Source organism: Murdochiella vaginalis, assembly GCF_902381775.1.
In the GTDB taxonomy this organism is placed as follows: Bacteria; Bacillota; Clostridia; order Tissierellales; family Peptoniphilaceae; genus Murdochiella; species Murdochiella vaginalis.
In genome coordinates this window covers 454,631-470,334 of the sequence record NZ_LR698969.1, presented here as the reverse complement: position 1 = coordinate 470,334, position 15,704 = coordinate 454,631, and the positions used below count along the sequence as shown (strand labels likewise).

Annotated in this window: 15 protein-coding genes; 2 read left to right on the top strand and 13 right to left on the bottom strand. The window is 36.5% G+C overall.

Features of this window, described 5'->3' with window-relative positions:
- Positions 1–11: 11 nt before the first annotated feature.
- The 12 genes from FXY30_RS01935 to FXY30_RS01880 all read right to left on the bottom strand — a co-directional run bounded on the left by FXY30_RS01935 (position 12) and on the right by FXY30_RS01880 (position 12,856).
- On the bottom strand, positions 12–1,409 hold the full coding sequence (locus FXY30_RS01935) for an ABC transporter ATP-binding protein (RefSeq protein WP_000566323.1): 1,398 nt from the start codon (positions 1,407–1,409) through the stop codon (positions 12–14).
- Positions 1,406–2,101: an energy-coupling factor transporter transmembrane component T family protein gene (locus FXY30_RS01930; RefSeq protein WP_009346318.1), complete on the bottom strand. Its 696-nt coding sequence runs from the start codon at positions 2,099–2,101 to the stop codon at positions 1,406–1,408. The genes FXY30_RS01935 and FXY30_RS01930 overlap by 4 nt, the downstream gene beginning before the upstream one ends.
- Positions 2,101–2,709 carry an MptD family putative ECF transporter S component gene (locus tag FXY30_RS01925; RefSeq protein ID WP_000739616.1) on the bottom strand — a complete coding sequence of 203 codons (609 nt, stop codon included), beginning with the start codon at positions 2,707–2,709 and terminating at the stop codon, positions 2,101–2,103. The genes FXY30_RS01930 and FXY30_RS01925 overlap by 1 nt, the downstream gene beginning before the upstream one ends.
- 19 nt (positions 2,710–2,728) lie before the next feature.
- The gene (locus FXY30_RS01920) at positions 2,729–3,469 is read right to left on the bottom strand and encodes a class I SAM-dependent methyltransferase (RefSeq protein ID WP_017646121.1); all 741 of its coding nucleotides are present in this window, start codon (positions 3,467–3,469) and stop codon (positions 2,729–2,731) included.
- A complete protein-coding gene (locus FXY30_RS01915; RefSeq protein ID WP_047200373.1) occupies positions 3,470–4,054 on the bottom strand; it encodes an L-2-amino-thiazoline-4-carboxylic acid hydrolase in 585 nt (194 codons plus the stop codon).
- Positions 4,051–5,805, bottom strand: coding sequence for an ABC transporter ATP-binding protein (locus FXY30_RS01910; protein ID WP_009346315.1), 1,755 nt, complete (start codon positions 5,803–5,805; stop codon positions 4,051–4,053). The genes FXY30_RS01915 and FXY30_RS01910 overlap by 4 nt, the downstream gene beginning before the upstream one ends.
- On the bottom strand, positions 5,802–7,556 hold the full coding sequence (locus FXY30_RS01905) for an ABC transporter ATP-binding protein (protein WP_047200374.1): 1,755 nt from the start codon (positions 7,554–7,556) through the stop codon (positions 5,802–5,804). The genes FXY30_RS01910 and FXY30_RS01905 overlap by 4 nt, the downstream gene beginning before the upstream one ends.
- On the bottom strand, positions 7,546–9,015 hold the full coding sequence (locus FXY30_RS01900) for an ABC transporter ATP-binding protein (protein ID WP_000569061.1): 1,470 nt from the start codon (positions 9,013–9,015) through the stop codon (positions 7,546–7,548). The genes FXY30_RS01905 and FXY30_RS01900 overlap by 11 nt, the downstream gene beginning before the upstream one ends.
- On the bottom strand, positions 9,012–9,716 hold the full coding sequence (locus FXY30_RS01895; RefSeq protein ID WP_047200375.1) for an energy-coupling factor transporter transmembrane component T: 705 nt from the start codon (positions 9,714–9,716) through the stop codon (positions 9,012–9,014). The genes FXY30_RS01900 and FXY30_RS01895 overlap by 4 nt, the downstream gene beginning before the upstream one ends.
- Positions 9,717–10,316: an MptD family putative ECF transporter S component gene (locus tag FXY30_RS01890; protein WP_000797113.1), complete on the bottom strand. Its 600-nt coding sequence runs from the start codon at positions 10,314–10,316 to the stop codon at positions 9,717–9,719.
- A gap of 66 nt (positions 10,317–10,382) precedes the next feature.
- The gene (locus tag FXY30_RS01885) at positions 10,383–10,997 is read right to left on the bottom strand and encodes a TetR/AcrR family transcriptional regulator (protein ID WP_000155678.1); all 615 of its coding nucleotides are present in this window, start codon (positions 10,995–10,997) and stop codon (positions 10,383–10,385) included.
- A 581-nt stretch (positions 10,998–11,578) separates the two neighbouring features.
- Positions 11,579–12,856, bottom strand: coding sequence for an IS110 family RNA-guided transposase (locus tag FXY30_RS01880; protein WP_071705101.1), 1,278 nt, complete (start codon positions 12,854–12,856; stop codon positions 11,579–11,581).
- Positions 12,857–13,270: 414 nt separating this feature from the next.
- On the opposite strand from FXY30_RS01880, the gene FXY30_RS01875 reads away from it, so the two are divergent.
- Complete coding sequence (locus FXY30_RS01875; RefSeq protein ID WP_007895148.1) at positions 13,271–13,621, top strand: plasmid mobilization protein; 351 nt, start codon at positions 13,271–13,273, stop codon at positions 13,619–13,621.
- A 5-nt stretch (positions 13,622–13,626) separates the two neighbouring features.
- Positions 13,627–14,958 carry a relaxase/mobilization nuclease domain-containing protein gene (locus tag FXY30_RS01870; protein WP_047200377.1) on the top strand — a complete coding sequence of 444 codons (1,332 nt, stop codon included), beginning with the start codon at positions 13,627–13,629 and terminating at the stop codon, positions 14,956–14,958.
- 69 nt (positions 14,959–15,027) lie between these two features.
- On the opposite strand, the gene FXY30_RS01865 is transcribed toward FXY30_RS01870, so the two are convergent.
- Positions 15,028–15,687: a hypothetical protein gene (locus FXY30_RS01865; RefSeq protein WP_000384989.1), complete on the bottom strand. Its 660-nt coding sequence runs from the start codon at positions 15,685–15,687 to the stop codon at positions 15,028–15,030.
- Between the last annotated feature and the right edge of the window lie 17 nt (positions 15,688–15,704).

Sequence of the window (15,704 nt, the reverse complement as noted above, 5' to 3'; positions counted from 1 at the left end):
CTCCTTGTCCTTTATTTTTGCGTTTTATCGATACTTATTCTGTATTCACAGCAAGCATCCATAAATTCCTCATCATGAGTGATTACCAAAATAGTTTTTTCTTTTTCTGCAGCTTTCTTTAGTTCCCTTGCAATCAAAAACATATTTTCGGCATCCAAGCCACTGGTCGGTTCGTCAAGTATCAAAATATCTTTACCTGACAACAACGCACAGCATACTGCAAGTCTTTGTTTTTGACCTCCCGACAAGGAAGCAGGATGAGAATCTTTATATTCGTATAAACACATATCCTTAAGCAATTTTTTTGCATTTTCTAAATTCTCTGCATCATATTTTGTTCCAAGCAAAAGTTCTTTTGAAATGCTTTCTGTAAAAAATTGTGTCCCTGTGTCATTTGAACAGTAATAGGTATGTTTGCAAAGTTCTCTGTACCCTGCCTTCTCACCATGAATATAAACATTACCTTCTGTTAATTTTTCAAGTCCGCTTAAAATTAAAGCTAAACTGGTTTTTCCCGCACCATTGTTGCCTGTGATTGCAGTAACACTTTTCTCATTAGCAAAAATATCCACATTTTTTAATATTTGTTTTTTATTTTTCTTGAGAGAGAGCCTTTCTCCTTGTATTGCAATATTGTCCGTTCGGGGTGGGGCAATCTGTTTTGTAAAAGGTTTATTTATAATACGGCGAAGTCCCTTTGAAATGCGTTCCAAGTCATTCATTGTACTAAATTCTAAAGAAGAATATTCATGCTGTATCTGTCCGTCTTTCATATATAAATACCTGTCGGCAAGTTCTTCTGTCCAACTGAGACGATGCTCGGCAATCAGCAATGTGTATCCTGCTTTCTTTAACTGCATAAGGATGTTTTTCATTTGAATGATGCCGTCTTTGTCCAGATTTGCAGTCGGCTCATCAAACACAAAAACCTCCGGATGCATTGCATATACAGAAGCTACTGCTGCTCGTTGTTTTTCACCACTTGAAAGCAAATCTAAGGAAATCTTTCCTATGTTTTCCAATCTCATCTTATGAATAGCATCCTTTGTTCTTTTTTGAATTTCAAACTTTGAGAAACCGTAATTTTCACATCCAAATGCTATTTCACCCTCAAGCTCTGATGAAAAGAATTGTCTTTGAGGATCTTGAAATATGCTGCCAACAATTTTACCGATATCATAGGACGGCATCATTTCAATATCTTTTCCTGCAATTCGTATACTGCCTTTTTTTGTTCCTTTGTAATATTTTGGAGCAAGACCGTTGATAAGTCTTGTAATGGTCGTTTTTCCACATCCTGATTTTCCTGTCAAAACCACACATTCACCGGCTTTTATCACTAAATTTATATTCGTCACACCATAATTGCTATCCGCATACTGAAAGGAAACATTCTGTAAGTCGATCATATTCTCATGCCTCCTATCCATAAATAACCCGATATCAAAGCGAACCATAAAATCATGGCAAATATATCCGTTATTTCAATCTTGCTCTCATAGTAGCTGCTTCTTTTCCCCGGTGATTCCCCACCTCTTGCAATAGCTGAAACGGAAAGCTGATCTGCTATCATCAAGATTCTGACGAGTAGGGGAATCAGCACATATTCACATGTCTTTGCGGGTGCTTTCAATATCTGTTTAAGACCTGTCAAATTTCTGTTTTTCATAGATAGATACACACTCCTTAACTCCGATTTCATGGTAGGGAAGAATCTAAATACTACAAGGACACCCAAAATAACGGATGTAGGAAGGTGAATGGAACTTAGGAATGCCGAAATTTTTCCAGGCGGTGTTGTAATCAAATCCCATGATACCAAGAAAGCAGGAGAAAGATTCCAAAGCATCAGCACATAAAACTCCGAAAAAATCAGCATATGGAGTCCGAAACGTTGTATGGCGTAGAGTAAAATTCCCAATAAGATATAGAATATGCCGTAATCAAATACGATTTTCCATTTCCCTTGTATACCTAAATATAAAAAAGTGGCAATTGTAAGGATGCAGCTGAAAACGACATCTTTTCCCATATAAATGGCTATTAGTACACAAATGAATCCCCATATTTTAGTTATGACAGCAAAAGAAATTTTTCTCATTATAGAAGTCCCGTTTTTTTGAAATGTTTTCCCATAATTTTTTTGCCTGCCAGACCACCCGCAAGCCCACATATCGCCGTAAAGATAACAATGAATATAATCCATCCGGGAGTCTTATAGTAGCTGATATATGAGTCTATATAGCTTTGATCCATGCCACCGCTTTTTGCAAAGCTGTAATAGGTTTCCCAAAAGAACCAAATCGGCAGTAAATTGACACCGTTATATAAAAGACTGGCAACAGTCCACGATGCTATAATTTGTTTTGAATTCCTTTCAGAACAATCTTTCCACAAGATTGCTTCGCATATCATACCAATTGCAACAAAGTACGGTAAAAGATACCAGTTCCCCATCAACAGATAAATCATACCGACGATACTCATATAAACAAGGCTGACAAAGTGCTTCCTTACCCGACACAAAAGCAGATAATAGACAGGTGCACATAAGAACATGGTAAAACCAACTGATAAAACCATACTGACAAAATGATTGGTCATGCATACCATATTTACAATAAACTGGATGAGAATGAGAAAGAGACTCAACAGAGCAGCCGCAATGACATCTTTAATTTCCCATTTTAATGCTTTATTTTTTTTCATTTATTTTCCTCCGTAAATATTACTTTTGAGCTTTGATGATAAAGGTCGGCATCGTGCGATACCTGCGTGCCATAAAAGGATTCCAATACTTTTCCTGTAACAGTGTCTCTGTTTCAATGTTCTTAAAACCTGTTTCTCTGCATGTTTCCAAATCCCATTCCGGGCGTTTTATATAACTTAAAGGGAGTTTTTTCAATTCGTCCATCATATCTGTATCATGATAATAATCCTGAAATTTGCCGTAGCGTTTTGTTAAAATGTTTTCATCTGACTGAAAGAGCTTTGCCTGTTCCTCTCCCCAAAAAGGGAAAAGCCAATTTGCATCTAAATTCAGCATACAACCGCCGGATTTCAAAATTCTGTACCACTGCGCATAAACTTTTTTCGGATTATTAAATAGCCAAAAGGCATGTCTTGAGACCACTGCATTAAAGGTATTATCGGGAAAATCCACTAACTCTGTGTCTTTAAGCATAAAAGTGATTTTATTTGAAAATCCTAACTCCTCAGATATTTTTTCAGCTTCCTTGAGCATTGCGACATTATTGTCTATTGCAATGACATCACACCCAATTTGTGCAAGAAGCAGCGAAATAAACCCGGTTCCACATCCGACATCTAAAATTTTGTTTTTTTGACAATCTCCAAGACACCGTTCTAACAAACCTCTCCATTCCAGACCTCTTTCTTCTATTTCTTGAAGAAGAAACATTTTCATTTTTCCGGCATCCCCGGACCATTTTTCCTCAGCCTTATTCATTTAACTTTCCCCTTTCCTATTTATGAAGCAAAAGTCGCATTTTTCACCGTTCATTCCCAGTGTCTGACTTCTTTCAAATACAAATCCCTTTATATTTCCGAATACGATATGATCACACAGACAGAATATCTCACAAAGCTCTGGGCATTCAAAAAAATTGCAGGTATCCGCCCAAAGGCACTTGAGCACATCGACACGGTAGTATTCCCCGTCATCCGACAGGATTCTGCTTTTCCATATTTCATCGCCCGACATCCCTTTTTTCATAAACAAGCGGAACAGCCTGAAAAACCCGGGGATATAAAAAAATGTTTTCAAAAGCTTATGTGCCTTTTGGGCAACATAAAATGAATGCTCCTTTACCAATTCTTTTGCCTCATTTTTTGAAAGCCCTTTATCTATGAAACATCGGTATAGGGCTATATTTGAAATAATGCTTCTTTTTTGCCTTTTTTTCTGTTTTTCCGTCCATGATCCTTGATTGATTTCTTTGATGAGCTGCTTCATTTTTGTTTTATGTTCCGCATCTATTTTTTTTAATATCTGTGCATTTAACTTTCCGAAGTAAAATTTTTTGTATGTCATTCCAGGCCTCCTAATTTCCATCCAATTGCATTTCCCCGAATTTCAACAAATCGTCGATAAAGTCCTTCCTGCTGTATCAGCTCCTGATGTTTTCCTCTTTGCACAATTCGTCCATTTTCAAGAACAAGAATTTGATCTGCTTCTCGAACTGTATTCAACCTGTGAGCAATCATCAGAAGCGTTTTATTTTTTGTCAGCTCTGAAATAGCCTGCTGCAATTCCCGTTCGTTTTCAGGATCGACACTTGCCGTAGCCTCATCTAAAATGACAACAGGTGCATCTTTCAAAATCGCTCGTGCGATAGAGATTCGCTGCTTCTCACCGCCGGAAAGGGTTGCACCTCCTTCTCCAATCTTTGTTTGGTATCCATCCGGAAGTGCGGATATGAAATCATGGCAGCATGCTTTCTTTGCCGCGGACACTATTTCTTCTTTTGTTGACTGCGGTTTTCCAAAAAGAATGTTATTTTCAATGGTATCTTCAAAAAGGTAAACCCTTTGAAACACAATGGAAAAATTCTTAAGAAGGCTATCGCAAGTATAGTCTTTTACATTAACGCCACCTAAAAGAATCTCACCATCTTTTACGTCCCAAAAGCGTGCAATTAAACTGCAAAGGGTCGTCTTTCCTGAGCCTGATGGTCCTACAATGGCACAGCTCGTACCTTGAGGAACAGAAAAGCTTACATCGTGCAGAATTTCCTTTTCCTCATATGCAAAGGAAATGTTTGAAACGGTTATGTCGTATGCTTTCGGGATAAGGTCTGTTCCCTTTTCATCAAGAAGGGGAATATTGGATATTGTTTCCAATCTGTCTAAAGAAGCATCCACAACTCTTGCAACGGCAGCCGTACTTCCTGCAAGCTCCACAGTCGTATAAATCATAAAGCTTGCGACAATAAGGAGCAGGCACTTTTCAGGAGTTATTTCTCCGTTCATAAGCAGGTATGGTGCAACAACAAGGATTGCGAATCTGGCAAATTTGAATATCATTTGAAAGACGGCAGCTAAGCCGGAGAAAACTTTTTCTAAAGCAATGTTTGCCTCTGCGCTTTCATTGATTGCAGCGTCTACGGATTTGTCCGAACGGTCGGCAAGTCCGAATGCCTTTATCACGGACATCCCCTGTATATATTCTAAAATGCCTGTAACAAGTCCGGCCTGTGCAGCTTGCCTGCGCGGAGAATATTTCATACCAGCTTTTTGTGTTTTTGCGTACACACAAAGGGAAAGAAAAAGCCCTATGAACATCAAAACTCCAATTTTCCATTCATAAAACAAAAGCCATATCCCTATCACTGCAGCGTGGATAAATCCTCCGGCTACCGCTTCCATGACGGTAACTGCATTGGTTTCCAGATCTCCAAGTGTTGTAGTAACTGCCGCTGTAATATCTCCAAGGCGATGCTCATTAAAATATCCCATAGGTACGCGTTTTAATTTTTCGCCAAGCTCCATGCGCCATTTGGAACACATGGAAAAGCTTCCAAGGGTTCTTTTTACAGCGGAAAGATTCGTAAATAGAATGCGTCCTGAAATACTTAAAAGCATAATCCCCAAGGCTGCCCATATTGTTTTAATCGACATGAAGCCACTTGAAAGTGATAATAGTATTCCGTTCAAAACTGCAAGCACAGCCATAATGGGAAGCATCTCAAACACGGAATTGCACATATGAAAAATAAACGATAAAATCAATCTTTTTCTTTCCATTCCGGAAAAATCCAAAAGTCGTCTGAACATCTGAATCATGCTGATACCTCCTTCATATCAAGCGTGCTGATATGTGTATTCCAAAGTTCTCTGTAAAGAACACAATTTTGGGTAAGCTCCTCATGTTTTCCTTCCGCTTCTATATTTCCTGCATTCATGACGATAATCTTATCGGCTGATGTGATAGTAGATAATCGATGTGCAATGACAATCAGCGTTTTTCCCGCTACAAGCTCGCTGATGGAGTGCTGAATTATCGACTCATTTTCAGGGTCTGTAAAGGCGGTAGCTTCATCTAAAATAACTACGGGGCTGTCTTTTAATATGGCTCTTGCAATGGCAATGCGCTGCTTTTCTCCGCCGGAAAGATTGCTTCCGCTGTCTCCGACAACGGTATCGTAGCCATTGGGAAGTGATGTAATAAAATCATGGCATGCCGCTTTTTTTGCTGCATTTTCGATTTCGCTGTTTGTAGCATCCGGCTTACCGATTCGTATATTTTCTCGTATAGAAAGATGAAACAAATAATTATCCTGTGAAACATACGCAATATGTTCCATTATCTGCGAAAGCGGTATGTTCTGCACATCGACACCGCCTATTTTCACGGTTCCGCTTCCCGCATTCCAAAAAGACGCAATGAGTCTGGCGACAGTGGATTTGCCCGATCCCGACGGTCCGACCAAAGCCGTCATTTCATTTTCATTCGCTTCAAAGGAAATGCTGTGTAAAACCTCTGTATCCTTGTAAGAGAAAGAGACGTTGGAAAATTCTATTTTTTCTCCTTTAAGCTGTACTCGTTTTTCCGGGCGTTCCATTTCTTCCGTATCCAAAAGGCTTCCGATTTCTTTTACGGTGGCATCTACCATAGCAAGGCTGTCTGTATATCGCAATGCCTGAATAAGCGGAGCAATCAAGCCCAATGATAAAATAATGCAGGATATAAAACTGCCTGCGCTTATGCTTCCGCCTATATAAAACAAACTTCCGACAGGAAGAACTCCGATTAGACTTGAGGGTGCTATTGCAATACCTGCCGCATAGTACGGATTCGTCTTTTTGAACCATTCCGATTTAGAATTTTCATTCTCCTTTACCGCCTCTGCATATTTGCGATAAGAATCGCTACTTTGATTAAAAGCCTTAACCACTTCGATTCCGCCTATATATTCAACCGTAGCGGCATCCATAGCTTTTGCGGCTTTAATAACTCTGTCATAACGCTTCTCATAATCTTTCATCATTCCCATATAACAGAGCATCCCGACAGGAAAGGTTGAAAGAGCAATAAGTGCCAGCCTCCAATCAAGGAACATGAAATAAATCAACATTAAGACAGGAATCATAATATTTGCTGTTAATTCCGGTATCATGTGAGCAAGGGGTAACTCCAGTTTTTCAACCGTATCTACAAGCATCGTTTTGAATTTTCCTGACGGGGTATCCAAGACAAATCCCATGGGCACTCGTGACAACTTTTTCGTAAGTGCAGTACGAATATTTTTTAGTATAGTAAATGCGGCTTTGTGAGACCGCACCGTAGATACAGTTGATAGACCAAGCTGCAAAAGGTACCCCAAAAGAGCAATTACTGCCATCGGCATGATTGATTTCAAGCTGTAATCACCGGCGCATATTTGAATAATAATGCGTGAAACTGCAATATACGGGACGATTCCAAACCCTGCACCAAGAACGGCAAAAACAACCGAACTTAAAAGCAAGCCTTTACATGATCCGGCAAACTCAAATAAGCGATGCAATGTGTTTTTGTTCTTCTTATTCTTCATTTCGATCTCCTTCTGCTAAAATATATTTTTCGATATTTTTCTTTTCTTCACCTCTCAAATCGGCAATTATTTTACCGCCTGACAAAAGCAAAACTCTGGAACATATTGTTTTTATAAATTCAATGTCGTGTGTAATAATGAGCAGGATTTTTTCCTGTTCAGAAAGTCTCTCTACCATCGTTCCTACTTCCCGCATGCTTTTTAAGTCAAGCCCACTGGTCGGTTCATCGAAAATAAGAATTTCTTTATCACAAAGCAAGCTGATTGCCACTGCCAACCTCTGTTTTTGTCCTCCTGAAAGTGAAAGGGGATGTCTGTTTTTTAATTCGGAAAGAGATAAGGCCGATAAAGTTTCGTCAATAACAGACTCATCTGTTGTTTTTGTTCCGAGTGTGCATTCTGTTTCCACACAATCCGTAAAAAGTTGATGTCCGACATCCTGCATCACCATGTAAGATTTTTTAATACGCGCTTTTGCAGACAAACTCCTGCCGTCTACAAAAATATTTCCCGATTTTTGTTTTATCAGTCCGCATATCGTGCGTGCCAGTGTCGTTTTTCCTGTTCCGTTTGCGCCGGTAATTGCGACGATCTCTCCACCATTTGCGGTAAAAGAGATGTTTTGCAAGATAATCTTTTCACCATATTTGACATGAATATCTTTCAGCTCTAAGGTGTGTTGGGAAAATTTTTTATCATTGGTATTTGTTTTGATTTCAGAAAGATTTCGACACCTGAGCCCCATATTTTGTATTTGTTCAAGCGGGAGCTCGCAAAAATCCTGTATACTCATATCCTTAAAAATCTGACCCTCCTGCATTAAGATGACCCTGTCTGCAACATCTGTTAAATACCACAAGCGATGTTCTGCAATGATAATCGTTTTCCCTTGTTGTTTTATTTTTTCTATCAGTTTTTTCAGTTCAAGCACGGAATGAAAATCCAGATTTGAGGACGGTTCATCCAATACAAAAATATCCGGATTCGTGGCATACACAGACGCAAATGCAATTTTTTGTTTTTCCCCTCCGGAAAGTTCAAAAATGCTGCATCCTTTTAATTTTTCTATATGCAAATCTTTAGTAATCCTTTCAAGCTGCTGTTTTAATTCTTTCATCTCCAGCATTCTGTTTTCCAGTCCGAAAACAATTTCACTATCTGTATCTGTGTTGAAAAATTGTGTTCTCGGATTTTGAAAAACCGTGCCGACACTATCGGAAAGAGTTGAAATTTCGGTCTCGGCAACATTCATTCCTTTTACAGTTACTTTGCCTGAAAGTTTTCCTTCAAAAAAATGAGGAATCAGCCCGTTTACCAATCTGGTAAGAGTCGTTTTTCCGCATCCTGATGCACCGCACAAGAGAACACATTGTCCTTTTGGAATATTTAAGTGTAATTCCCGTAAAGAAGCTTTTTCCATATCCTTGTAGGAAAAAGAAAGTTTTATAAATTCAATCAAGGGAATACACCTCCTCGTAAAAAATCAAAAAATATCATGCAAATAATCCCTATATAGATTGTTACAATCAGAGCATCATGGATTGAAAAACAAACTTTTTCCATACAGCTGCGCCTTCCGACATGATCTATTCCTCTTGTAATTGCGGCTTGTGTGATTTCATCAGAGATTTTAGAAGCAGATACCAGCATGGGTACATATACATACTCCATTATTTTGACCGGATGGCGTAAAAATTCTGTAAAAGAAGCGGTTATCCCTCGAAGAGCCATGGCGTCCTTAATATAGTTCCATTCCTCAGCCATTGTCGGAAAGTATCGCAATGTAACAGAAAGTGCAATAGTGAAACCTTTAGGCAAATGCAATCGACTGAATGCAGCTAAAAAAGCACTGACCTTTGTAGTTTGTATTAAAAATGTGCCGAGCATAAAACAAGGAATAAGTTTTCTTATATAGACATCAAACATATATATGATGCCTCCGATCGTAACAGGTAATTTTGATATAACAAAAAGCTGTACCATCAATAACACAATAAAGAGAATTCCGTATTTTGAAGCAGTACGGAACTCTTTCGCCTGTAAGAGCAATAATATAGGGATTGCTGTAAAAAGGCATTCTATAACGATACTTTCATTCAGAAACACGGAAATACTTGTTATTGATAAAATCAGCAGCTTTGTTCTGGGATCTAAAGCCATTTATATAATCCCCACTTTTTCAAAATGTTTTTTCAATAATTTTTTACCTATAAGGCCTCCGATTATGGCACAAATAATTGTCCCCAAAATCATTAAGGGGATAACCCACCAATTTATTCTAATAGCATTGATGATTCCTTCAAAAGAAGAAACATCTCCTTTTCTACGCATGAATTCATCAAACTGTGCAGGCATGATAGCCATGGGAATATAGGCTCCCATTGGAGACAGCGCAAACACGCAATAGGCAAGTAAATTTCTTCTGAATGATTTGAAATTTCCTGATTGGCAAATAAAGTCCGCAATAAATCCAAATACGATGAAAAATACCGACATCATCCAAAACATACCGGTAACAAATAACAAGATTCCGGCAAGTATACCAAGTATGGAAAGTGATCCGCGCTTCGGTATTTTAGCGGTGTATAACATAAAAACACTGCCCGCAAATAAAGCTACTATCATCGGCATAAACGGAAAAGTGACAGGTGTCATTTGTGCGATACCGCCTATAACAAATGCAATAACAAAATAAATAAGTGAAAAAACGCCTATGGAAATATAATCTCTTGTTAGTAATATATTTTCTCTATTTTTCATAATAATCTATATCCTTTCTAAATATAGTTGTTAGCCTTTGCTAACCTTGCGTGAAAATTTTACGCTTTATTTAAACCTTAAAAGTCCATCCCATCCCGAATTAAAAAAAACTGCAAGCTCTTTAACATATTTAATGGCTTGTTCTCTTGTCATATCATGCACAATCGTTTCAAAAACAGCTGTAAAATATGCACTGGTAATCATGTGATGTAAATCATGACTGACGTTTCCTGCCATTTTGCCTTTTTCTTTAAGAATAGCGTAATATTTTTCCGTACGGGATACTTCCAATTCTACAAGTTCATGAATATAATCTTCGTATTTTGTGCCTTCAGAACAGCAAATTACAAGCTTGAATTCTTCAAAATAATCATAAATATAATTCACAAAATGCAAAAGATATTTTGTAGACAGCTCTCTGCTTTCTAAAGTTTTATTTTCTGGAATTAAATCAAAATGTGCATCTTGTGCAGCTTTGAACTGTTCTATTAACCCATCAGCTACATCAGAAACAATAGCTTCAAATAAGGCCGCTTTATTAGGATAGTAACCATAAAAAGCACCTTTCGTAAATCCTGCTTCCTCGACAATTATTCTAAGTGAAGCATCCTTAAATCCTTTTTTTAAAAATTCTTTCTTGCCGACTGCCAATATTTTCTTTTGAGTCTCAGAAATAGTCATTTAAACACCTCCATCAACAATATACCATCGGTATATACCACCAGTATATACCGATGGTATATTGTTGTCAATAGTTTTTTTACATTCATAATAATATTCACATTTTTTCAATTTCCTGTTTGAAATTTACTCTAAAAATTAAATCATACGAGAACAAATTAAACTTATAATGCTAATGTTATCTTTAATCCAAAACTTTTTGAGCCTTAAAACAAAGAAATGTTTATTATGAATGTAAACTATTGCAAAATAATAAAGAATTACAAAAGTCCTTCGATTGGAATTATTCACCATATAAATCAACAAATCTGCGTTCTTCTATGGAGAGAAATATTTTAAAATTAATACAAAACCTATGATATAAATACAGCTAAAGGAATTGATTTATGGTATAATACAAATGTAATACTTAATAAAAGCTTAACGCTTGCTACCCTAATCATTCTTTTGTAGACCAACTAAGGAAGTCAATAGTTATTTTAAAAATTTTTTTGAAAAATTTTTAAGTCACAAAACTTAAAAATGTGCATAGCAAATAAGCCTCATATACTTTCATTTTTTGAGGCAACACTTTTAATAGTTTATGCGACTAACTTACTCTTTTCTCGAATTAGTTTTTGATGCTCTTCGGGTGTTCTTAACTCAAATGATTTTTGATTTCTGAGGACAGCAAAAATAATTTGAACCATCTTTCGCATAATTGCACACATTACAACTTTGTATGGTTTTTCAGCTATCTTCTTTTCAAAATAAGCTCGCATAACAGGATTTAAATACTCTCTGTTGCGATTTGGATACACATTAGATTTAGCCAGCATATGGAGAATTGAGCGAACATGAGGTGATCCTCTTTTAGAGATTTTATTGTTTTTCCTATTGTATGTTCCACTTTGGGTTACTCCTGGATCCAAGCCAAAGAAGGCAACTAATTCTTTCGGTTTCGAGAAATTGGATATATCTCCAAGCTCTGATAAAACAACACATGCTGTATACTCTCCAACTCCTGGAATACTTTGTAAAAGCACTATTTCTTTATGAAACTTTTCATCTAAAAGTGATAGCCTTTTGATTTCATTATCGATTGCTTTCAAAGCTTCCTGTAAACTAAAAATAACCCTCACAGTTGTTTGAATAAGTACTGCTGAACTAAGGCTTACTATACAAACTTCAATAGATTTTTCAGCAGCTTTCAATAGTTTTTCATATTTTACTTCGGCATAGGAGCTGCTTTTATGTGAATTTTCTTTTATCAGTTGAATAATATCTTGCTTATTTTCAGGAGATAAGACTTCCTGTATAGTAGGATATTTTTCAAGCAAAGACAAAGGTGTTTTCCCTTGCAAATCCGTAAATACTTTCTTGAAATCTGGAAAGGAAATATCTAAAAAAGCGATTAATCGGTTGATGTGTTCCACAATTTCATCCGTCAATTCTTTATGCTGTCTGCAAAGCTTTTTGATACTGTTAACGGTATCTGAATGTGTAATTGTTTCGTTGTAATTCTTAATACGATATAGCAACGCTATATTATATGCATCTGTTTTATCTGATTTAATTTTTCGGATATTGATATTTTTCAATGCTCCACTTTGAATCGGATTAATTACAATGACTTCGTAATTATGCTTACGGAAAAAATTAGCTAAAATTTGATGATAGTGTGCAGTAGCTTCCATGATAATTACTGCTCTGTCCTCGTACTCATCTTCTACCTTTTCAAGTACATAGATGAGCGACTTCATACCATTAATATCATTAGAAATTTTAAGTCTTTTGATGATGTCATTATTAGGTGATAGAATACAGATATCACTGAAAGCTTTACTCACATCAATTCCTACAACAATTTTTTCTGACATAATATACCTCCTATAATTTGGGATGCCCTGTTAATCCAAAACCACAACAGGCTCACGAGTTATACAGGTAATCAATGAATGAACCTAACCAACCGAAAAGATGAAAGGCAATGGAATGAGGGTGGAGTCTACCAAATGAGTAATTCCTAAGTTGGAAACCCAGCAAGCACATAAAACAATCCCATTTCATCCCTAATATCTATAATTTTATCATAGATGATTAGGTTCATTTTTAAGAACTATGCTTAAAGCTGTTCTTATACTATTAGTATATGAGCAAGCACAGTAAGTGTACGGACACTTACGAAAAAATTGATGAAGCAGCCCTCTGGGATCTGCTTCTTTTTTTATCAATTTTTAACTTGTTAGGGTGTACCCTAAGACCCCGAAATACATTCAAAGGAGGATTTACCTATGGCAAATAGAATACGAAATGAAAGACTTGAAATTAAATTAACCGAAGAAGAAAAGGCTCTTTTTGAAGAGAAAAGAAAACTTGCTAAGTGTAGAAATATGAGCCTTTTCATTCGCAAGTGCGTTTTAGAAAAGGAAATATATCAAGTGGATTTAGAGCCATTTAGAGATTTACAAGGCTTACTTTCCAACGCTACAAACAACATAAATCAGATTGCAAAGCGTGTAAATTCGACCGGCATAATCTACAAAGATGATATAAACGATATGAAAAAGCAGATTGAACATTTCTCAAAAGAGTTGTGGCAAATACATTCACTGCTTCTTAACAGAACTTCTGGAGGTGATTAAATTTTATGGCTATTACAAAAATACATCCTATAAAATCAACCCTTAATCTTGCCATTTCATATATTGTTAATGGAGAAAAAACAGATGAACAAATCTTAGTAAGCACTCATAAATGTCATCAAGAAACTGCTCATACCCAGTTTTTAAAGACACGAAATGATGCCGGAACAAACGGAACTGTCCTTGCAAGACACCTTATCCAATCCTTTTTACCCGGAGAAGCAAGTCCTGAAATTGCACATCAAATCGGTCTTGAACTATGTAAAAAGATATTAAAGGATGAGTACGAATTTGTCTTATCTACCCACATAGATAAAGGACATATCCATAACCATATTATTTTTAATAATGTAAATATGGTAACGGGCAAGTGCTATCAATCCAACAAGAAAAGCTACCACCAAATCAGGTATCAAAGCGATAAGCTATGCAAAGAAAACAACCTATCTGTGATTGATGAGTTCTACGAGATCTATAAGAGAAAGTACAAAACAAATGGTAAGTCATGGTATGAGAATGAGCAATCTAAAAAAGGTACTTCTTGGAAAAGCAGGCTTCAATTTGACATTGATCGTTTGATAAAACAGTCTAAAGATTGGGAAGAATTTCTAAAGAAAATGGCGGGACTTGGTTATGAAATAAAGCATGGAAAACATATATCCTTTAAGCCAAAAGATAAGCAGAGATTTACAAGGGCTAAGACGATTGGTGAGGATTATACCGAAGAAAGATTAAAAGATCGTATTACAGAAAATCAATCTATTAAATCCCCATTTGTAAAAAAACGAATCGGAAATGTTATCAATATGAATACCAATGCCAAAGTAAAAGAGAGCAAAGGCTATGAATACTGGGCAACAAAACATAACTTAAATACAATGGCTGAGTCAGTTATTTTTATCAGAGAACATGGCATTAAATCCGTTAAACAGCTTGATGAATACATCAAGAAAAGTGCTGAAGAAAGACTGAGCTTACAAGATAAAATCAAAGAAATTGACAAGGATATGCAGCTACTTTCTAATACGATGGAACAAATTCATACTGTTAAAAAATATCGAGCCTACTACAAGGAATATAAAGCAAATCCTTCTGATAAGGCATTTTTTGAGGAGCATAAGTCTGAAATCACACGCTACGAAACAGATCTTGCAAAACTCAAAAAGTCCTATTCAAAGCTACCTGATTCTAAGGATATTTTAGATAAACTTGATAAATTGCAAGAAAAAAAGAATACCCTAATGCAAGAGTATTCTTCTACAAAATCTACTATGGACGAGCTTTATCAAATACGAAAGAACTATGGAATTTACATGAGTAAGGAGATGGAGAGATAGTGTTCTCTCCTCTTTTTTCTACCAATAAAAAATAGCCGGTGCAGTCCTAAGACCACACCGACCGTAAATTTATCTCTCAGTTTCTTTGCTTGCTTCTTTCTTTTCTTTCGGCTTTTCCTTATCTTCAGCTTGATATTTCTTTATAGCTCCAAGTACAGATTCTTTCTTTTCATCTCGACCTCTCATCTGCTCCTTTGCCTTTAGTAGTTTGGAAGAAAGTATCCTGATATTGCTATGCTCTTTACCGTTATCATCAATGGAGGTTCTGATTTGTCCAAAGAGCTTAACAAAATCTCCCTGCTTAAAGTCCTTTGGAATATCACTCTTTTCTCCATAAGCGGAGCAATTATGATATACTTTGTTACCCTCATCGTCTTTGGATACAACGGAAAAGTTCGCTACCTTAAAAGCTTCTCCGTTCTTATTTTCCCTTTCTACTACATCAACCTCTCCAACGATATTTCCAACAATATTGATAAGATTATCCTTTTCTTCCTGAGCATAAGGCAGGTCTTTTATCTGTCCCTGTTCTCTTAAATCCTCAATCATATAGTCAAATTCTTCATGTAGCAAATTAAGGCTGTCATTGTCCATATAAGCGTCATAGAGCTTATCTAAAGCACTTTCATCATTGATACCTTTTTCCATGCTTATAATCGCTTTTACAAAGTCCTTGTGGTTATCATTTACCATATCTTCTATTTGATTTCTCATTGTTTTGTAATCCATGTTTTTATCTCCTTTCA